Origin of the sequence: Citrobacter sp. wls710 (genome assembly GCF_005281115.1) — a bacterium.
Lineage (GTDB): Bacteria > Pseudomonadota > Gammaproteobacteria > Enterobacterales > Enterobacteriaceae > Citrobacter > Citrobacter werkmanii.
Map to the genome: position 1 here is coordinate 1 of NZ_SZXD01000047.1, position 19,956 is coordinate 19,956.

18 protein-coding genes are annotated in these 19,956 nt (G+C 52.5%); 6 read left to right on the forward strand and 12 right to left on the reverse strand.

Translation table 11 applies throughout. From position 1 onward, the window contains the following. The coding region (locus FDX14_RS20575) for a nitrate reductase subunit alpha (protein ID WP_137350147.1) at positions 1 to 3,031 on the reverse strand (3,031 nt) is incomplete at its 3' end. 515 nt (positions 3,032 to 3,546) lie between these two features. Further along, positions 3,547 to 4,938 carry a NarK family nitrate/nitrite MFS transporter gene (locus FDX14_RS20580; RefSeq protein WP_042307965.1) on the reverse strand — a complete coding sequence of 464 codons (1,392 nt, stop codon included), beginning with the start codon at positions 4,936 to 4,938 and terminating at the stop codon, positions 3,547 to 3,549. Between the two features lie 339 nt (positions 4,939 to 5,277). On the opposite strand from FDX14_RS20580, the gene narX reads away from it, so the two are divergent. Then, positions 5,278 to 7,074 (forward strand): nitrate/nitrite two-component system sensor histidine kinase NarX, encoded by a 1,797-nt coding sequence (gene narX, locus FDX14_RS20585; RefSeq protein WP_042307964.1) that lies wholly within the window; start codon positions 5,278 to 5,280, stop codon positions 7,072 to 7,074. Then, a complete protein-coding gene (narL, locus tag FDX14_RS20590; RefSeq protein WP_038641125.1) occupies positions 7,067 to 7,717 on the forward strand; it encodes a two-component system response regulator NarL in 651 nt (216 codons plus the stop codon). Before narX ends, narL begins: the two co-directional genes overlap by 8 nt. A 21-nt stretch (positions 7,718 to 7,738) precedes the next feature. Here narL and FDX14_RS20595 read toward each other — a convergent pair whose 3' ends face one another. Beyond that, entirely contained in the window at positions 7,739 to 9,082 is a 1,344-nt protein-coding gene (locus tag FDX14_RS20595; RefSeq protein WP_252182548.1) for a YchO/YchP family invasin, read from the reverse strand. 250 nt (positions 9,083 to 9,332) lie between these two features. Between FDX14_RS20595 and FDX14_RS20600 the strand changes: the two genes are divergently transcribed. Both FDX14_RS20600 and FDX14_RS20605 read left to right on the forward strand, forming a co-directional pair. Next, the gene (locus FDX14_RS20600; RefSeq protein WP_137350149.1) at positions 9,333 to 9,686 is read left to right on the forward strand and encodes a DsrE/DsrF/TusD sulfur relay family protein; all 354 of its coding nucleotides are present in this window, start codon (positions 9,333 to 9,335) and stop codon (positions 9,684 to 9,686) included. A gap of 260 nt (positions 9,687 to 9,946) precedes the next feature. Further along, the gene (locus FDX14_RS20605) at positions 9,947 to 10,192 is read left to right on the forward strand and encodes a DUF1883 domain-containing protein (protein ID WP_038641131.1); all 246 of its coding nucleotides are present in this window, start codon (positions 9,947 to 9,949) and stop codon (positions 10,190 to 10,192) included. A 54-nt stretch (positions 10,193 to 10,246) separates the two neighbouring features. Here FDX14_RS20605 and FDX14_RS20610 read toward each other — a convergent pair whose 3' ends face one another. Both FDX14_RS20610 and chaB read right to left on the reverse strand, forming a co-directional pair. Next, positions 10,247 to 10,942, reverse strand: coding sequence for a gamma-glutamylcyclotransferase (locus FDX14_RS20610; protein WP_042308012.1), 696 nt, complete (start codon positions 10,940 to 10,942; stop codon positions 10,247 to 10,249). A 196-nt stretch (positions 10,943 to 11,138) separates the two neighbouring features. After that, a complete protein-coding gene (chaB, locus tag FDX14_RS20615) occupies positions 11,139 to 11,369 on the reverse strand; it encodes a putative cation transport regulator ChaB (RefSeq protein ID WP_038641135.1) in 231 nt (76 codons plus the stop codon). A gap of 274 nt (positions 11,370 to 11,643) precedes the next feature. Between chaB and chaA the strand changes: the two genes are divergently transcribed. Beyond that, positions 11,644 to 12,744 (forward strand): sodium-potassium/proton antiporter ChaA, encoded by a 1,101-nt coding sequence (gene chaA / locus FDX14_RS20620; RefSeq protein ID WP_042307955.1) that lies wholly within the window; start codon positions 11,644 to 11,646, stop codon positions 12,742 to 12,744. Positions 12,745 to 12,800: 56 nt separating this feature from the next. On the opposite strand, the gene FDX14_RS20625 is transcribed toward chaA, so the two are convergent. After that, complete coding sequence (locus FDX14_RS20625; RefSeq protein ID WP_137350150.1) at positions 12,801 to 14,492, reverse strand: amidohydrolase; 1,692 nt, start codon at positions 14,490 to 14,492, stop codon at positions 12,801 to 12,803. Positions 14,493 to 14,520: 28 nt separating this feature from the next. Then, positions 14,521 to 15,111 (reverse strand): TetR/AcrR family transcriptional regulator, encoded by a 591-nt coding sequence (locus FDX14_RS20630; RefSeq protein ID WP_137350151.1) that lies wholly within the window; start codon positions 15,109 to 15,111, stop codon positions 14,521 to 14,523. Between the two features lie 72 nt (positions 15,112 to 15,183). Between FDX14_RS20630 and bdcA the strand changes: the two genes are divergently transcribed. Next, positions 15,184 to 15,897, forward strand: a complete 714-nt coding sequence (gene bdcA / locus FDX14_RS20635; RefSeq protein WP_061381220.1) for an SDR family oxidoreductase — start codon at positions 15,184 to 15,186, stop codon at positions 15,895 to 15,897. A gap of 46 nt (positions 15,898 to 15,943) precedes the next feature. On the opposite strand, the gene kdsA is transcribed toward bdcA, so the two are convergent. The 5 genes from kdsA to prfA are packed head-to-tail and all read right to left on the reverse strand — an operon-like array spanning position 15,944 to position 19,951. After that, positions 15,944 to 16,798, reverse strand: coding sequence for a 3-deoxy-8-phosphooctulonate synthase (gene kdsA / locus FDX14_RS20640; RefSeq protein WP_038641145.1), 855 nt, complete (start codon positions 16,796 to 16,798; stop codon positions 15,944 to 15,946). Between the two features lie 35 nt (positions 16,799 to 16,833). Then, positions 16,834 to 17,643 carry an invasion regulator SirB1 gene (sirB1, locus tag FDX14_RS20645; RefSeq protein ID WP_137350152.1) on the reverse strand — a complete coding sequence of 270 codons (810 nt, stop codon included), beginning with the start codon at positions 17,641 to 17,643 and terminating at the stop codon, positions 16,834 to 16,836. Between the two features lie 3 nt (positions 17,644 to 17,646). Continuing rightward, positions 17,647 to 18,039, reverse strand: a complete 393-nt coding sequence (gene sirB2 / locus FDX14_RS20650) for an invasion regulator SirB2 (RefSeq protein ID WP_079223840.1) — start codon at positions 18,037 to 18,039, stop codon at positions 17,647 to 17,649. Beyond that, the gene (prmC, locus tag FDX14_RS20655) at positions 18,036 to 18,869 is read right to left on the reverse strand and encodes a peptide chain release factor N(5)-glutamine methyltransferase (RefSeq protein WP_137350153.1); all 834 of its coding nucleotides are present in this window, start codon (positions 18,867 to 18,869) and stop codon (positions 18,036 to 18,038) included. Before prmC ends, sirB2 begins: the two co-directional genes overlap by 4 nt. Next, positions 18,869 to 19,951: a peptide chain release factor 1 gene (prfA, locus tag FDX14_RS20660; protein ID WP_003020786.1), complete on the reverse strand. Its 1,083-nt coding sequence runs from the start codon at positions 19,949 to 19,951 to the stop codon at positions 18,869 to 18,871. Before prfA ends, prmC begins: the two co-directional genes overlap by 1 nt. Between the last annotated feature and the right edge of the window lie 5 nt (positions 19,952 to 19,956).

Consider the following 19,956-nt stretch of genomic DNA (forward strand, 5'->3'; position numbering starts at 1 on the left):
GGCTGGAGATAATTTTGCGCGGCTGCGCCTGTATATCGCGGAAACGAATTTTTTCGTCTTCTTTATTCAGCGCCAGATGCGTATGGTCACGACCGGTAAATTCACTCAGCGCTGCCCAGGCTTTAACGGCTACCTGACCGTTAGTTTCCGGCGCCAGGGTGAGGATCATCTCGGCGGCATCAATTGCGGTATTAAGCCAGGGCTGGCCTTTCGCCGGACCTTCAGCCTTGGTGTAGTTGAGCTTACGCAGCAGATCCATTTCGCTCTGGGTATTCCAGGCAATCCCTTTCCCGCCGTTACCGATTTTTTCCATCAGCGGGCCGATGGAGGTAAAGCGTTCATAGGTTGCCGGATAATCACGCTCTACGGTCATGATGTGCGGCGCGGTAACGCCAGGAATCAGGTCGCACTCACCTTTTTTCCAGTCCTTCACGTCCAGCGGCTGCGCCAGCTCGGCGGCGGAATCGTGCTGAATCGGCAGCGTAACAACGTCAGTTTCTTTACCGAGGTGGCCCACGCACACTTCAGAGAATTTCTTCGCGATGGCTTTATAGATTTCCCAGTCGCTCTTCGATTCCCAGGCCGGGTCAACGGCGGCAGACAACGGATGAATAAACGGATGCATATCCGAGGTATTCATGTCGTCTTTTTCATACCAGGTTGCGGTCGGCAGCACGATATCGGAATACAGACAGGTACTCGACAGACGGAAGTCCAGCGTCACCACCAGATCCAGCTTGCCGTCCAGTCCGTTGTCCTGCCATTCCACTTCTTCTGGCTTCACGCCGCTCTGCTGGCCGAGATCTTTGCCCTGAATACCATGTTCAGTACCCAGCAGGTACTTCAGCATGTACTCGTGGCCCTTACCGGAAGATCCGAGCAGGTTGGAACGCCAGATAAACAGGTTACGCGGATGGTTTTTGCCGTTTTCCGGCTGTTCCGCCGCAAAGCGAAGAGAACCGTCTTTCAGAGATTTCACGGTGTAGTCCACCGGCGTCATGCCGGCTTTCTGCGCTTCTTCAGCGATACGCAACGGGTTAGTCCCTAACTGCGGTGCAGACGGTAACCACCCCATACGTTCAGAGCGAACGTTAAAGTCAATCAAATGACCGCTGTAACGGGATTTGTCTGCCATCGGGGACAGCAATTCCTGTGCGGTAACCGTCTCATAGCGCCATTGGCTGGAGTGGTTATAGAAGTAAGAGGTGCTGTTCATATGACGAGGCGGACGCTGCCAGTCCAGCGCAAACGCCAGCGGCTGCCAGCCGGTTTGCGGGCGCAGTTTTTCCTGCCCGACATAGTGGGCCCAACCGCCACCGCTCTGGCCGATACAGCCGCAGAACACCAGCATATTGATCAGGCCGCGATAGTTCATATCGAGGTGGTACCAGTGGTTCAGACCCGCACCGACGATAATCATCGAACGGCCGTGCGTTTTATCGGCGTTATCCGCAAATTCGCGGGCGATGCGCACGATTTGAGCGCGCGATACACCGGTAATTTTTTCTGCCCATGCCGGCGTATACGCTTTCAGGTCATCGTAGCTGGTTGCACAGTTTTCATCGTTCAGACCACGTTCCAGACCGTAGTTGGCCATGGTCAGATCGTAAACGGTCGTCACCAGCGCGGTAGAACCGTCGGCAAGTTGCAGACGTTTAACCGGCAATTTGTGCAGCAGAATGTTTTCCAGTTCAACTTTATTGAAATGTTCGGTACCTTCGCCACCAAAATACGGGAAGCCGACTTCCGCGATGTCATCCTGGCTACCCAGCAGACTGAGCTGTAGTTCGGTTTCATCACCCGACAAGCCGTCGCGCTGCTCGAGGTTCCATTTGCCTTTTTCACCCCAACGGAAACCAATTGAACCGTTTGGCGCAACCATTTCACCATTGCTGTTGATAGCGACGGTTTTCCATTCCGGGTTATTTTCCTGGCCCAGAGAGTCAACCAGATCCGCTGCACGCAGCATACGACCAGCAGCATAATAGCCGTCGCGCTCTTCGAGCATCACCAGCATTGGCATATCGGTATAACGACGAACGTAGTCGGTGAAGTACTGGCTCGGATTATCGAGGTGGAACTCACGCAGCATGACGTGGCCCATCGCCATTGCCATCGCCGCATCGGTCCCTTGCTTTGGCGCCAGCCACAGGTCGCACAGTTTGGCGATTTCCGCGTAGTCCGGAGTAATCGCTACCGTTTTGGTTCCTTTATAGCGAACTTCAGTAAAGAAGTGCGCATCCGGAGTACGGGTCTGCGGTACGTTAGAGCCCCATGCAAGAATGTAGCTGGAGTTATACCAGTCGGCAGATTCCGGTACGTCGGTTTGCTCGCCCCAGGTTTGCGGGGAAGCCGGCGGCAGGTCACAGTACCAGTCGTAGAAGCTCAGGCAGGTACCACCAATCAGCGACATATAGCGTGCGCCGGAAGCATAAGAAACCATCGACATCGCCGGAATCGGAGAGAAGCCTGCAACGCGGTCAGGGCCATAGGTTTTGATAGTGTAAACGTTAGATGCAGCAATCAGTTCATTCACTTCCTGCCAGGAAGAACGAACAAATCCACCACGACCACGCGCTTGTTTGAAGCTTTTTGCTTTGTCGGCGTCTTCGATGATGGATGCCCATGCATCTACCGGATCGCTGTGCAGTCTTTTTGCTTCTCGCCACATCTTCATCAGACGTTTGCGCATCAGCGGGTATTTCAGACGGTTAGCGCTGTAGAGATACCAGGAATAGCTCGCACCACGCGGGCAGCCGCGAGGCTCGTGGTTTGGCATATCTGGACGGGTGCGTGGGTAGTCAGTTTGCTGGGTTTCCCAGGTCACCAGACCATTTTTCACATAGATTTTCCAGCTGCATGAACCGGTGCAGTTTACACCATGGGTTGAACGCACGACTTTGTCATGCTGCCAACGCTGGCGATATCCATCCTCCCAGTCCCTGTTGGTATTGAGAAGCTGGCCGTGCCCATCGGCAAAGGTTTCGCCCTTCTGCTTGAAGTAGCGAAACCGGTCCAGGAATTTACTCATCGGTTTTCTCCTGTAGGAGCCTGACGGCTCTCTGATAAATCGACATTGCTTGATTGAGAGCGAAGGTAACGCTCTGAAAGGGCGTGAGAATTGATAACGATCAAGGCAGGCAGGGATGAAAAATGAGGGTAAATTTTCACATACCCCCTAAGTGGGATATCAGAAAACAAATTAACATCATGAATTTAAATAACTTTTTCAAATTCACTTTTCATACAAATGTTAAATTCTTTATAAGTGGGTATTAAGGGGTATCCCCCCTGCCAGGCATATTATCAGCACCGTTTTCACAGACTTTCGTCGTGAGTTTATATATAAGTATGTTGTAACTAATTCAGAGCAAAAAAAAGCGCGGTCTAACGCCGCGCAATGGATAATCAACCTACACTTCATCCTTCAAACTGCTTCTGCGTTGGCTGCGCTCGTTCTCCCCAGTCACTTACTTCAGTAAGCTCCTGGGGATTTCTCACTTGCCGCCTTGATGCAATTCGAATGATTTTGTGTATACCACTTTTTTACTTTTTAGAATGACGTCCGTACACCGCCCAGGTGATAACCACGCAGGCGACATAGAAGATCACAAAGACTTTCATCGCATCAACAGGTGATCCCGTTAACGCCAGGGAAGTACCAAATGCTTTGGGGATAAAGAAGCCGCCAATCGCGCCAATGGCTGAGATAAAACCGAGCGCTGCCGCAGTGTCGGTTGCCGCTTCACGCATCGCCTTCTCTTCTGACCCGCCTTCCGCTTTCACTCTGTCCATCGTCAGCTTGCGGAAGATAACGGAGATCATCTGGAAGGTTGAACCACTGCCCAGACCGGCCGTCAGGAACAACGCCAGGAACACCGCGAAGAAAGCGGTAAAGTTGCCCCCTACGCCATTAGTTGGCAGCGTCAGGAACAGCAAGGCACTAAAGAGAGCCATCAGCACAAAGTTCACCAGCGTCACGCGAGTTCCGCCCAGACGGTCAGAAATTGCACCGCCAGCGGAACGCGCCAGCGCGCCAATCAGCGGGCCAAAAAAGGCGTAATGCAGGATCTGTACCTCAGGAAACTGCGTTTTTGACAGCATCGCGAAACCGGCTGAGAAGCCGATAAATGAACCGAAGGTTGCCAGATACAGCAGGCTCATGATCCACAGGTGCCCGCGTTTAAGCACCGGCAATTGCGCTTTCAGTGACGCTTTTGAGGTTGCCAGTTCGTTCATACCAAACCATGCAGCCAGCGTCAGCACAGCCAGGAACGGAACCCAAATCCATGCGGCGTTCGCCAGATACAATTGCGTACCATCCGGTTGTTCAACCCCGTGGCTACCAAATGCAGCAAAGATTGACAGTGAGACCACCAGCGGAGCAACCAACTGCATTACGCTGACACCCATATTGCCCAGACCACCGTTCAGACCCAGTGCACCGCCCTGTTTTTGTTTTGGAAAGAAGAAGCTGATATTCGCCATGCTTGATGCAAAGTTCGCACCGGCAAAACCGCACAGCAAGGAGATAATAATAAAGGTACTAAATGGCGTGGTGGTATCCTGCACCGCAAAACCTAACCATACGCATGGGATGATCAGGATGCCGGTGCTGAATGCTGTCCAGCGACGTCCACCAAACAGGGGAACCATAAAGGAGTACGGCACACGCAGCAGCGCGCCGGAAACCGACGGCAACGCCGTCAACATGAACAATTGCTCCGTGGTGAAATTAAAGCCAACTTTCGGTAAGTTCACCGCCACGGCGCTAAATAACATCCACACGCAAAACGCCAGCAGTAAGCAAGGGACGGAAATCCACAGGTTACGGCTGGCGATTCGTTGACCACGCTGTTGCCAGAAGACAGGATCTTCCGGCCGCCATTCTGTAATTACAGCTCCAGATGCCCTTTCCGGGGCAGATGAGTGACTCATAGACACCTCTGATACTTGTTTCGATGCCTGCAACCTTAGGGTTTACAGCTGGAGGTAAGTTGATATAAATCAAAGGAAAAGGTGTCATTATTCATGCCTAAAATTTGTCATCACCCTAAATGAGTACATTACTTCGGTAAAAAAGATGTGGTTTTTCACGCTTCTGTCGTCTTCTACTCCCCCTGACCCATGCCCCCCCCCTCAGCTGGCAATTAAGAGGTAGCCCGTTTGAGGTATGGGTATACTCCAGTGTATCGCCGAGAATAACGCCACTGCCTGCAGCAGAACCGTTATTCAAAAGGGTTTCTGTTCTACGAAGACCCGAAGGAACAAGTCACCATGTTTAAACGTTGTCTCTCCCCGCTTACGCTGGTCAACCAGGTGGCGCTGATTGTTTTATTGTCTACTGCCATCGGCGTGGCAGGTATGGCTGTCTCCGGTTGGCTGGTTCAGGGCGTTCAGGGTAGCGCCCATGCAATTAACAAAGCCGGCTCGCTGCGTATGCAGAGTTATCGTCTGCTGGCGGCGGTACCCCTGGAAGCCGACGATCAACCGCTACTGGATGAAATGGAGAAAACGGCGTTTAGTCCAGAGTTAACGCGGGCCGCACAGCGCGATGGACAACAGGCGCAGTTAAAAGCATTACAGGATTACTGGCACACTGAGCTGGCGCCAGGGCTTGCCCACGCGCAAACGCCTGATGCGGTGGCGCAAGATGTAACGCGCTTTGTCGTTGGGCTGGATAAGCTGGTTACCGCCTTCGACCATACCACCGAATTGCGGATTGAACGCGTCGTCCTGTTACATCGCCTGATGGCGGCATTTATGGCCTTACTGCTGGTCTTCACTATTATCTGGCTACGCGTACGCCTGCTGGAGCCGTGGAAACAGCTATTGGCGATGGCGCGAGCCGTCAGCCAACGTGATTTTACCCAACGTGCGCATATCAGCGGGCGTAATGAGATGGCGGCTCTGGGCTCGGCGCTGAATAATATGTCGGAAGAGCTGGCTGAAAGTTATGCGGTACTGGAACAGCGTGTGCAGGAGAAAACGGCCGGGCTGGAGCATAAAAATCAGATCCTCTCTTTTCTGTGGCAAGCCAACCGCCGTCTACATTCTCAGGTGCCATTGTGCGAACGCCTCTCTCCGGTGCTGAACGGCCTGCAAAATTTGACCCTGCTGCATGATATTGAGCTGCGGGTTTATGATCTGGAAGATGAAGATAATCATCAGGAATTTACCTGTCAGTCCAATGTCAGTTGCGATGAGAAAGGATGTCATCTATGCCCACGCGGTACGCTGCCCGCGATAGACGGTGGTATCACGCTGAAATGGCGGCTGACCGACGCACATACCCAGTATGGTATCCTGCTCGCTACGTTGCCGAACGGACGCCATCTCAGCCACGATCAGCAACAACTGGTCGATACCCTGGTTGAGCAACTGACCGCAACGCTGGCGCTCGACAGACATCAGGAACGCCAGCAGCAGTTGATCGTGATGGAAGAGCGTGCCACCATTGCGCGCGAACTCCATGATTCTATTGCACAATCGCTTTCATGCATGAAGATGCAGGTTAGCTGTTTGCAGATGCAGGGCGATGCGCTGCCCGAGAATAGCCGCGAACTGCTTAGCCAGATTCGTAATGAACTGAACGCCTCGTGGGCGCAACTGCGTGAGCTGTTAACGACCTTCCGTTTACAGCTCACCGAACCCGGATTGCGACCCGCGCTGGAAGCCAGCTGTCAGGAATACAGCGCCCGCTTCGGTTTTGCGGTTAAGCTGGATTATCAGTTGCCGCCGCGCCTGGTCCCTTCGCATCAGGCGATTCACTTATTGCAAATTGCTCGTGAAGCCCTGAGCAACGCCCTGAAGCACTCCCATGCCGATGAAGTCGTCGTGACGGTGGTGCAAAATGGTAAGCAGATCAAACTCACAGTACAAGATAACGGCTGCGGCGTACCGGAAAACGCCGAACGCAGTAACCACTACGGCATGATAATAATGCGCGACCGTGCGCAGAGCTTGCGCGGCGATTGCCGTGTACGCCGTCGTGAGACAGGCGGTACTGAAGTTACTGTCACTTTTATTCCCGAAACAAACTTCACAGAAGTCCAAGGAGATACCCATGAGTAATCTGGAACCGGCAACCATCCTGTTGATCGACGATCATCCGATGCTGCGAACCGGTGTAAAACAGCTTGTCAGCATGGCGCAGGATATCACCGTTGTCGGTGAAGCCAGCAATGGCGAACAGGGTATCGAGCTGGCTGAATCTCTTGATCCCGATCTGATCCTGCTGGATCTCAACATGCCTGGTATGAACGGTCTGGAAACCCTCGACAAGCTGCGTGAAAAGTCCCTGTCTGGCCGCATCGTGGTGTTTAGCGTATCCAATCATGAAGAAGATGTCGTTACCGCACTGAAACGCGGCGCGGATGGTTACCTGCTGAAAGATATGGAGCCGGAAGATTTACTGAAAGCATTACAGCAGGCCGCCGCTGGTGAAATGGTGCTGAGTGAAGCCTTAACGCCGGTTCTGGCCGCCAGCCTGCGCGCCAACCGCGCAACGTCTGACCGTGATGTCACCCAGTTGACGCCGCGCGAGCGCGATATTCTCAAGCTTATTGCCCAGGGCCTGCCTAACAAGATGATTGCCCGCCGCCTGGACATCACCGAAAGCACGGTAAAAGTTCATGTGAAGCACATGCTGAAGAAAATGAAGCTCAAATCACGCGTAGAAGCGGCGGTTTGGGTGCATCAGGAACGCATTTTCTGATAACGCAGTCGTGCATCATGGTTAACGAGGATCATTTGCCGAAACGCTGATAAACGGTTCGGTCAGTGATAGCGTGATCTCATTGGAAGAGACACGCTGGCCCAGTTCATCTTCTACCACTACCGACAGCCGCCAGCGGTTCATCGCACCTTCTCTGTTGTCCCACTTCGGCATAATAATCGTCCAGCCCTGCGCGCTTCGGGTACTGCTGCCAGCGGTTAAGCTCAGCGCCTGAGTATCGCCCTGCCATGCAAGATGGCGAATCCCATGCAGGCTGCGCACTTGTACCTTCAGCGCCACCGTTTCTCCCGGCTTGAGATCCCAGGGCGGCGTGGCCAAAAATACCGACAGGGTTTTACGCTGGCGATACTCCAGCGTCGGCAAACTATTCCGCTGCGGATCGTCATAACGACTGCCGCGCAGCGAGCGGCTGTTCGCCACTTCGCTAACCATCAGCTGTTTTTTTAACGGAACGCCGAAACGATAATTCAGCGTTAATCCGAGGTTATTCTGACTGACGCCATTTTCACCCTGCTTATGCTGCGCAGTCATCGTAATCAGCGGCACCGGCGTATAGCTCAGCCCGAGGTTCACCGCTACCGGATTGTGATACCCGGTGCCAGAATGAAACAGATCCACCCGGTCGCCAAAATACTGTTCAACGCTGACGCGGGTATTGAGATGTTGATAGAACGGCATCCGCATTTGCGCGGTCAGGTCGTAGCCGCGGGCCATCCGCTGTTCCTGTGTGGTGGAACGATTCTGCCAGGAGGAAAACGGCTGGTAGTAGTTAGCGGATAAACGTAAATACTCGCCCCACGCTTCTGCACCTAAGCCGCCCCGGGGCAGATTTTCATCCAACAGATTGTCATAAAACGTGTTGTAACCCAGTAGCCAGCCGTCGTGTACCCAGCGCTGCCCAATTCCCGCATTACTGACTAAGCCCTCATCCTGTTGCGTTAAGCCTAACTGACTCCAGGTAAGATAGCGTTGATTGTCCTGCCACGGAATAAACCAACTTCCCCGACTGCCGGTAAAGCTGCCCTCTTTATCAACCTGCAACCCGACGCTGGCGTTTCCCCAGGGAGAGAGCCAGGATTCCAGTTGTTGATTCACCTGTTCGCTAACCGTGTCACGTACCTGACCAAATGCGAACTGCTTCGCCTGTTCGCCGGTATCAAGGCCGTTATCGGTCATACTGGCTTCACCAAATGCTTTCACCATTTCGGCAAAATGCTTTTCGCCTGCCCGCGATTCCGGCGCCATACCGAGATCGGGCAAGCCATCGCTATTGTTATCGAATGGGTTTTCAGCCTGGTGAACAAAAGAGGATTGTGCGTTGGCATTACCCCCTGCCAGTGGCAAGAGTGCAAATACGGCGAGAGGAAAATAAATAATACGGCTCAAATCGTTAGTTATTTCTTAAATCAATTAATCAGGCACACTTAACCTAAACCATAACGTCTTCAGCAATTAATTGCAGCCTTTATCCCTGTTTTCGGGATTTTCTGACCCGAATAATAAGGGGCCCTCACATGCTTTCTTTTCGATATCTGGTACAGGGAGTACCATACACGCCAGGAATTATCCCTCCCATCCGACAACAGGAGTCAAAATGCAAAAGATAGTGATCGTCGCGAACGGTGCGGCCTATGGAAGCGAATCGTTATTTAACAGCCTGCGTCTGGCCATCGCTTTGCGTGAACAAGAAGCCGGTCTCGATCTGCGTCTGTTTTTAATGTCGGATGCGGTTACGGCGGGATTACGCGGTCAGAAACCAGCGGAAGGATACAATATCCAGCAAATGCTGGAGATCCTGACAGCGCAAAACGTTCCGGTAAAACTGTGCAAAACCTGCACTGACGGTCGGGGGATCACCGACCTGCCTTTAATCGATGGCGTAGCCGTGGGCACGCTAGTAGAACTGGCCCAATGGACGCTGGCTGCAGATAAAGTATTGACCTTCTGACAGCGCTTGCAGGCATGCGCACTGAAAGTGCCGGAAATTTCCGGATTTAATCTTAGATGGGCGCGGTTTCGTTGAACGTTAACACGCCCTTTCAACCGTTCTGAGGAACTTTGTCACTTTTGTTTAATCGTTATGCCATTTTTTGATCAAAATCAGCATCCTGTTGCTCCCCCTTTGGTGTTATGCAATGAGTGAAATGTGAACAACATCACGCAGCACTTTCGACAGAAAGTACGTTGTTTTCAAGAACGGGGTGAAAAATGGCATTAGTGAAAGCGAGTTTAAAGTTATTTGGTGGCGATACGGTGGTAGTGCGCTGTTCCGAGCGCTGCCACATCCACCTGATGAGCGAGAAAAATCACGTCAAAGACACGCAGTCCGACATCTTAAGCGTGCAGGATCGTGATAACGCATGGTTGACCGTACCTTATACCGGAGTCTGGAACGTGCTGATCGACAGCCACAGTCAGTCGCTTGAGCATTCGATTAGTTTTATTGCAGCGTAATCGTGAAATGCCCGATAAGCACCTGGCTGTCGGGCACACTACACTCCGCCGACGCTATGCAAAATCTGGTCGTATAATCCCTTCCGGCAGGTTCTCTCCCAACAACCGTTTGACCGTAATCACCAGATCGTTAAGACAATCATCCTGCATTCCCAGCTTCACCAGTTCTTGTTCCAGCGAGAACAGATATTGGGCATTGGTGCCTAAAGGTCCACTGGCCGCAGCGATAAGCGGCGCAATCACCTGCGCGCGTGTATCCGACTCAAACAGCGGATGGCGCGGATCCATAATAAAGACCAGCGCGTTCACCGTCCGTCCGTCATCCAGCGCCAACTGACACCAGGTCGGCAGGTAGCAACCGGTGATCATTTCACGCTTCCACAACAGAGAAAGTTCTTGTTCCAGCGACGCGTCCGGTAAGCGATAAGCCACACCGGTCGTGCGTCCGCCCTCTTTCAGGGCCAGCATCCGTCCCGGCTGACAGGCCGTTCCACGCCCCGCCGTCAGACGCAGGCAAAATGCACGGTGCCAACCGACCAATGTCCCGGTACAGGACTCTTCAAATTCTAAGGCCGGGTTCCACATCAACGATCCATAACCGAAGATCCACACCGGTCCATCATCTGGTCGACAAGCAAGCGTGGCGGCCAGTGAGGCTGCCCGTTGTTCCGCTGACCAGAGTAGTGATTCTTCAATAGCGCCAAATGCCGTCTTACAGTCGGCATTCAATAAAAAATCACGCGTTAACACCTTACACCTCCGCCACTGCTGCTTCCCTGCGACAACTTTTTTGACGCCTTCCAGGCCTTTTTACTGCTCATTTTGAAACCAATAGCTGGACAATAGGCAATTCACCGCTCGCTTGCAAGCCAGCAGCGACGCGGCGTAGCACGATTCGCTAACGGCTGATTCGGGCTAATTGATAAAGGCATTATAATTGATACTGTTACGTCTTTTTATGCCATTTATCATCATCACCTTTTTGATAATCATTTTTCACCGCGGCCCACGCCACCTTGTGCGCCGTCTCTTCGCGCGTGGCATCATCGCGACGGTCAGATTTATCTTTGTACTGTTCCCAGGCGCTGTTGAAGGCTTCTTTATAGATATCCTGAGCATGGGATGGCAGAACATGCTGTACGCTGTCAGGCAGATCGCTTTTCGATTTATAGGGCATTGTGAACTCCTCTTTTTGGGCTAAACCTTAAGTGTGGTTAACAATGCTGCGATGCGCCAATAATGAACATTTTTAAAATATTTTCTCATCTAACCTTCTGTTAATTAAATACTCTATAAACAAGAAGTTTGTTTTTGACCACTTAGAGGAGAAAAATAAGCGATGCGGTAAAATTTCGTAAAATGTCACCTACAAAACCACTTTTTCTGTTATTTTTTACATTCTTTAATACTTTTATAATTATAAATACCTGCAGAGATGGAGAATTAGCTTAATGACACAAGTACATGAGGCGGTAAAAACCCGCCACAAGGAGACCTCTCTCGTCTTCCCGATTTTGGCGCTGGTAGTACTGTTCTTATGGGGGAGCAGTCAGTCACTACCAGTGGTCATCGGCATTAATGCGCTTGCCCTTATTGGTATATTAAGTAGCGCATTCAGCGTTGTCCGTCATGCGGACGTATTAGCACATCGACTTGGCGAACCCTACGGCTCGCTGATCCTCAGTCTGTCCGTTGTTATTCTTGAAGTCAGTTTAATTTCCGCATTAATGGCGACCGGCGATGCCGCGCCTACGCTAATGCGCGACACGCTGTATTCGATCATTATGATCGTCACCGGCGGTTTAGTCGGTTTTTCATTACTGCTGGGCGGCCGTAAATTTGCCACTCAGTATATGAACCTGTTTGGTATTAAGCAGTATTTAATCGCCCTGTTTCCGCTGGCCATTATTGTGCTGGTGTTTCCAATGGCGTTACCGGGAGCCAATTTTACTACCGCCCAGGCGCTACTGGTGGCTCTCATTTCTGCGGCAATGTACGGCGTTTTTTTGCTGATTCAAACAAAAACGCACCAAAGCCTGTTCATTTACGAGCATGAAGATGAGGGTGACGACGACGACCCGCATCACGGTAAGCCGTCGGCGCACAGCAATATATGGCACGCTGCCTGGCTCATCATTCACCTGATCGCCGTTATCGCCGTCACCAAGATGAACGCCAGTCCGCTGGAAACCTTGCTGACTGAACTCAATGCCCCCGTGGCATTTACCGGTTTCCTGGTGGCGCTGTTGATCCTCTCGCCTGAAGGGCTGGGGGCGCTGAAAGCGGTTCTGAACAATCAGGTACAGCGGGCAATGAATTTGTTCTTCGGTTCAGTATTAGCCACTATTTCACTCACCGTACCGGTAGTGACGCTGATCGCCTGGGCAACAGGCAATGATTTGGTGTTTGCTTTGGGCGCGCCAGAGATGATTGTCATGGTCTCGTCGCTGGTACTGTGCCATATCTCTTTCTCCACCGGACGTACCAATGTACTTAACGGTGCGGCGCATCTGGCACTATTTATCGCCTATCTGATGACGATATTTGCCTGATTATCATTTTAGCGGAACCTACGGCCCTGCTTCAGGGCCGTTTTCTTTTACCGCGTTTATTGCTCCGGATAAACCTGTTGGCCATCGACAAACGTTAATAACGATTCCGTTTGATGCAATTTGTCTGGCGGAATAGCCATAATATCTTGATTCAGCACCGCAAAATCGGCGAGCTTACCGGCCCGCAAACTTCCCCGTTGCTGTTCGGCAAAAGCGAGCCAGGCGGCATTTCGGGTATACATTTTTAACGCATCTTCCCGGCTTAACTGGCGCGAGTCATGGCGTATCGAGCCGTCGAGTGCTTTACCTGTGACATGATACTCAATGGCATGCCACACTCCCGCAACGCCAATCCGCGTCGCATCTGTACCGCCGGCAACGATTACCCCCTGCTCTAACGCGGGTTGAACTGGCGATGAGAATGCCGCCACCGTTTTATCATTTGCGCGTTCGATGGCGGGAGATTCAAAATATGGCCCCATCTGGACAGAATAGGCCAAGCCGAGTTTCTTCATGCGGGCAATTGTTTCTGGCGTACCGGTATTGAGATGCGCAATAGACCAGAGTAACGGAGCAATGTCATACGATTTAGCCACCTCGCTAATGAGATCTAAAATCGCATCTGCACTGTCATCGGTATAGGCATGTATTTCTACGGCAACCCCTTCCTGGGCGGCAAGCTGGAGCACCTTAAATTGTTCTTGTTGGGATTGTGCAGAAGACTTAAATCCAGATGACATCCGTACGCCGTCATTCATTGCCATCACCAGGCTTTCACCGAAGCCCAGAAAGGCTATTCTGCCGTCATCGTGTATTGCCGGGCGAAATGCCAGACGTTGTTTAAACCATTCCGTTTCATTACCAGGCGGTGCGGATAAACGATATCCAACGCGTATCCTGAGAGGTTGCTGCTGCTGAAGTTTAAAGAAATCACGATAAGCTTGCTCATGCCCGGCAGAAGGATCGATAAACCCGACCACACCGCGTTTATTTAAATAACGAACAAAGGCGTTAAGGTTCTTTTCAACATCGGAAGTCTGGCTAATCTGGGCGAAAAGCTGGTTAAAACTGCCAATGGTCCCGCGCAATTTCCCCGTTGCCAGCCCTTTGTCATCGCGTTCTATCACGATCCCTGCCGGAACATCCGGCTGTGAACTATTAAGTTTTAGGGTCTCGATAGCCTTTTGATTTAACAGGGCATAGTCATAAAGGCTTTGTATATACGCAGGATGATGAGGCACCGCCTGATTCAGTTCCTGAACCGTCGGATCCCGTTTTTCAGCAAATTGTTCAGGTATCCATGAGCCAGCCACCGCCACCCATTGCGCAGTATTTTTCTGTGCCGCAGATTGCGACAATTTATTTAACGCATCGGGTAAATTTTTAGTATCAAACCAGTAGGTTTCAAATAAAAACGTCCTCCCCCCCCGAATGCCATGCAGATGCGCATCAATTAATCCCGGAATAACGGTTTGCCCCGTCAGATTGATTTCCTTCGTGTTCGGTCCGGACCATTTTTTCACCGTTTCATTATTACCCACCGCAATAATATGGCGCCCTTTTACCGCCAGCGCCTGCGCGTTGGGTTGTTGTTCATCCATGGTAATCAGCTTGCCGTTATACAAAATAACATCGGCCTTGTCCTGAGAATGCACCAGAAATGAAGTTCCAATCAGAATTGCGGCCAACGTTGCGTTGCGAATAGCCGGAGGGGGAGTATTAAAGCGGAGTCCCAGTTTACCCATCATATTTATCTACCTTTTCACGTGATGAAAATCAGGAAAGCTGATGCAGCACCGCCAGGCTGGCGATGTGTGCGCTGGATAGCAAACGTTCGAGCGTATGCCCGCAACGGGCTTTTCCCGACAGACCGAGCATCGTGGTACTGACATAATCGGTCAGGCTGTCAGCCACTTCGGGATGGCGCGCGGCGATAAAGTCATGAATTTTACATTCCGCAACCGAGTAGAAAGTCCTTGCCACCTGCCGCGCCTGCGGATCGTTGCTATGCGTGCCCTCCAGAACCAAACAACCTGGCGCATGCGGATCCTCGGCATAGCGTCGCGCCGCCTCTTCAAGCAACGCAGCAAGGCTTTCGGCAACCGGTCTGTCAGAACGCAAAATGTCATCAAACGGGATCGCATCAGTTTGTACATAGCGACCAAGCACGCGTTCATAAAGACCGATTTTGTTCCCAAAAGCGGCATAAAAACTGGGGGGCTTGATGTTCAGGGCCTGCGTAACATCCGCTACGCTCACAGCGTCGTATCCATGCGCGTGAAATAAGGGCTGTACTTTGGCAACAGCCAGTTCCGGATCAAAATTACGTGGTCGCCCTGGGGCGCGCGAACATTTTGTAGTGCTCATTACAAATCCATTGACAGAAAACCATGCGCCCATTATATATCGATCACTACATAATTGTTCAAGGAGTATCTCATGTCCCAATTTAACGGCAAGTCAGTTCTGGTTCTTGGCGGCAGTCGTGGGATTGGCGCGGCTATTGTGCGCCGTTTCGCCGCAGATGGCGCAGCGGTGACCTTTACCTATTCAGGCTCCGCAGACGCAGCAAAAGCACTTGCGGATGAAACAGGGGCGCACACGGCGCAAACCGATAGCGCCGATCGCGATGCCGTCATCGAGCGGGTACGGGAAAGCGGCCCGCTGGATGTGTTAGTGGTGAATGCTGGAATTGTGCTGTTCGGCGACGCACTGGAGCAGGATCCCGATGACGTTGAGCGCCTGTTCCGCATTAATATCCATGCCCCCTGGTACGCGGCAGTCGAGGCGGCACGACAAATGCCTGATGGCGGACGGATTATCATTATTGGTTCAGTAAACGGCGATCGTATGCCAATTGCCGGTATGGCTTCCTACGCGTTAAGTAAGTCTGCTCTGCAAGGCCTGGCACGAGGGCTGGCGCGTGATTTAGGCGCACGCGGTATTACGGTCAACGTGGTGCAACCGGGTCCCATTGATACTGACGCTAATCCAGCAGAAGGTCCATTGAAAGAGCTGATGCACAGCTTTATGGCGCTAAAACGACACGGTCGACCAGAAGAGGTGGCCGGAATGGTTGCCTGGTTGGCAGGTCCGGAGGCCGGGTTTGTGACGGGAGCTATGCATACCATTGATGGGGCGTTTGGCGCCTGACAGTGATAACAGGCCGGCGACAAGTGCCCCGGCCTGTTCAGCGAACTTAGTTCTCAGTATCGAGTTCGTCGAAGCTTTTCACCAGATCATCAATCGCTTTGATCTGCGTGAGGAACTGTTCCAGTTTCGCCAGCGGCAGTGCGGATGGGCCATCGCATTTCGCATTGGCTGGATCCGGATGCGCTTCAATAAACAAGCCTGCCAGACCTACCGCCATGCCCGCGCGCGCCAGTTCAGTCACCTGACCACGACGGCCGCCGCTTGCGGCGCCAAACGGGTCGCGGCACTGCAGCGCATGGGTGACGTCGAAAATCACCGGCGAATTGCCAGAGACCTTTTTCATCACGCTAAAGCCCAGCATATCCACAACCAGGTTGTCATAACCGAAGTTTGCGCCACGGTCACACAGGATAACCTTATCGTTACCGCCTTCATGGAATTTATCCACGATATTACCCATCTGACCCGGGCTTACGAACTGCGGTTTTTTCACGTTGATAACAGCGCCGGTTTTCGCCATCGCTTCCACCAGATCGGTCTGGCGAGCGAGGAATGCCGGCAGTTGAATCACATCCACCACATCAGCAACAGGCTGTGCCTGGCTGGCTTCGTGAACGTCGGTGATCACTTTTACGCCAAAAGTTTGCTTCAGTTCCTGGAAGATTTTCATCCCTTCTTCAAGGCCCGGTCCACGGTAAGAGTGGATGGAAGAACGGTTGGCTTTATCAAAGGAGGCTTTGAACACGTAAGGGATACCCAGTTTTTGAGTAACGGTTACGTAGTGCTCACAAATGCGCATCGCCAGGTCGCGGGATTCCAGCACGTTCATTCCGCCAAACAGCACGAACGGCAGGTCATTTGCCACGTTGATGTCGCCAATGCTAACCACTTTTTGTTTCATAGGATCGCCTTAAACGGTAGGTAAAGTGTCATTAATCAATGCAATACAATTTTTTTGTGCGAAATGGTATTAATCTGCGCACGAATCATTTCGCTGATCGGGTCTTCCGGACACTGCTCAACGAAATAACTTAAATCTGTCAGCGCAACATGTTCACACTCCAGTTGCGCATATATCAATCCCCGATCGCGAATTTCATACGGATCTTCAGGATTAAACTGCAATAATGCTTCACTGGCACGCAGCGCCAGTTCCATTTGCCGCTCTTCCATCAGCGATGATTTCAGCGTGTCGAGCAGTTTGCGGATCACTTCTGCGTTATCCGCTTCATCCAGATCTTCATTAAACAGTTCCGCGACCGGGCTGATGTTCCCCTTCAGCCACACTTCCAGCGTGTGTTCATTTAACGTTTCGCCATTGAACGGATTGATTAGCCACATTTCGCCATCGAGCGATTCAATGCGCAGGATGAGTTGTGTCGGGAAAATCACCGGTACCAGCGGCAAATCCAGTCGGTTGGCAATCCACAATAAGATCGCGCCCAACGAAACAGCACTGCCCTGACGATTTTTCAGAACCTGGTCGAGCCATAGTGCATCAGAAAGACGATAGACGCCGTGGGTGTCCGTAAACCCCCATTCGCCGTAAAAAAGTGCCAGCAGTTTTTCCAGTTGCTCATCCTGAGACAGGAGCTGGCTAATTTCTTCTTGCGCCAGACTGACCAGACGTTCCAGTTCGTCATAGACAGTTTGTGTTGGAAAATCCAGACGGATAGACTCCGACGCCAGGATCATCCCATCACACAATGGCGCTTTATTAAATTCGAAATCAGCTAACGACCTCATGACTTACCCCAGTAACGGTATTTTTGTGGTGGCGAGTTTAATGATGATGTACAGCACCACCAACGCCAGCGGAAATGCGACTAATCGCGCCTGCTGGCTGCGCGCCCGACGGTAATCGAGCGCAATAAAACCCAAAACGATGTAAATGATAACCCCAAACAGCTTTTCAGTCAGCCATGTCCCTTGTTCGGTGAATGGCAGGATGTGCGTTTTCACCATTAACGCTACGCCGCTGAGTAATAAAACGGTATCCACCACCGGCGGCACAATGCGCGTCCAGCGGGCACGGGCTAGACGCGCGTCGGTGTAACGCCACCAAAAACGCAGCGTCAGCAGACTAACAGAAAGCGCAATGCTAATGAGATGAACGTTGAGTAACAGACTGATGGTACTCATGATGGGAGGCGTCCAAGCGTAATTCGCTCGTTGCCGCCGTAATCACGGCAGGTTTCAACCGCCAGATAACCCGCGCGAGTAAAGGCATCGCGCACGGCCTCGCCCTGCTGCCAGCCATGTTCCAGCAAAAGATAGCCGCCGGGCGTTAACACGTGCTGAGACTGGTCAATAATATGGACGATATCCGCCAGCCCCTGATCGCCCGCCACCAGCGCCGACAGCGGCTCAAAGCGCACATCGCCCTGTGCCAAATGCGGATCCTGTTCGTCGATGTACGGCGGATTGCTGACAATCATGTCAAACTGCTGCCCCTGCAAAGCGCTAAACCAGTCGCTTTGCAGCACGTTAACATTGTCGATAGCCAGGTGCTGTGTATTGCGCATAGCCAGCGCCACAGCATCCGGCATCCGATCAACCGCCGTCACGGTGCAATCCGGACGCTCGGTTGCCAGCGCCAGCGCAATCGCGCCCGTACCGGTTCCCAGATCGAGAATGCGACATGCCGAGGCCGGCAGGCGAGCCAGCGCCTGCTCTACCAGACACTCGGTATCCGGACGCGGAATCAGCGTGGCTGGAGATACAAACAGCGGCAGCGACCAGAACTCGCGCACGCCGGTCAAATGCGCCACCGGCTCGCCCCGCTGACGCCGCTCCAGTAATGTGTCGAGCTGCTGATGCTGCGTCTCGGTTAACAGCGTTTCACCGAAAGCCAGAATAAAGGTGCGCCCCTTGCCGGTAACGAACTCGAGTAAAATCTCGGCGTCACGGCGCGGGCTTTCGCTTGCCTGTAATTGGCTTATCGCTTCACGCAGCCAGTGCTGATAGTCCATTAATCCTGCTCGGACAACGCCGCCAGTTGATCGGCCTGGTATTCCTGGACAATTGGCTCAATGAGCATATCCAGTTTACCTTCCATCGCTTCATCCAGACGGTAGAGCGTCAGGTTAATGCGGTGATCGGTCACGCGCCCCTGCGGGAAGTTGTATGTGCGGTTGCGATCGCTGCGATCGCCGCTGCCCAGCAGGTTGCGACGCTCAGAGGCTTCCGCCTGTTGACGCCTTGCCACTTCGGCCGCACGAATGCGCGCCCCCAGCACCGACATCGCTTTCGCTTTGTTTTTATGCTGTGAACGTTCGTCCTGACATTCCACCACGATGCCGGTTGGCAAGTGGGTAATACGGATTGCGGAGTCGGTGGTGTTAACGTGCTGACCCCCTGCGCCAGATGAGCGGAAGGTATCAATACGCAGATCGGCCGGGTTGATGTCCGGCAGTTCAGCATCCGGCAGCTCCGGCATAACCGCGACCGTACAGGCGGAGGTATGAATACGGCCCTGTGATTCCGTCGCCGGTACGCGCTGCACGCGATGACCACCGGACTCAAATTTCAGTCGGCCGTAAACGCCTTCGCCGCTGATCTTGGCAATAACTTCTTTAAAACCGCCATGCTCGCCTTCGCTGGCGCTCATGATCTCAACCCGCCAGCGGCGCGATTCAGCGTAACGACTGTACATACGGAACAGATCGCCAGCAAATAACGCGGCTTCATCACCGCCGGTTCCCGCCCGCACTTCAAGGAAGGCGTTACGTTCGTCATCAGGATCTTTCGGTAACAGCAGAACCTGCAGATGTTGTTCCAACTGTTCACATTTCTCTTTTGCTTCGCGCAGTTCATCCTGCGCCATTTCACGCATTTCAGGATCGTCGAGCATCATCTGAGCTGTCTCGATATCTTCCTGAACCTGTTGCCAGTCCGTAAAACAGCGCGATACATCGCTTAATTGCGCATATTCGCGCGACAGTGCACGAAAGCGGTCCTGGTCTGCGATAGTACCCGCATCGCCGAGCAGCGCCTGAACTTCTTCATGACGTTCATGCAGGGCTTCCAGTTTGGCAACGATAGAAGGCTTCATAGGCG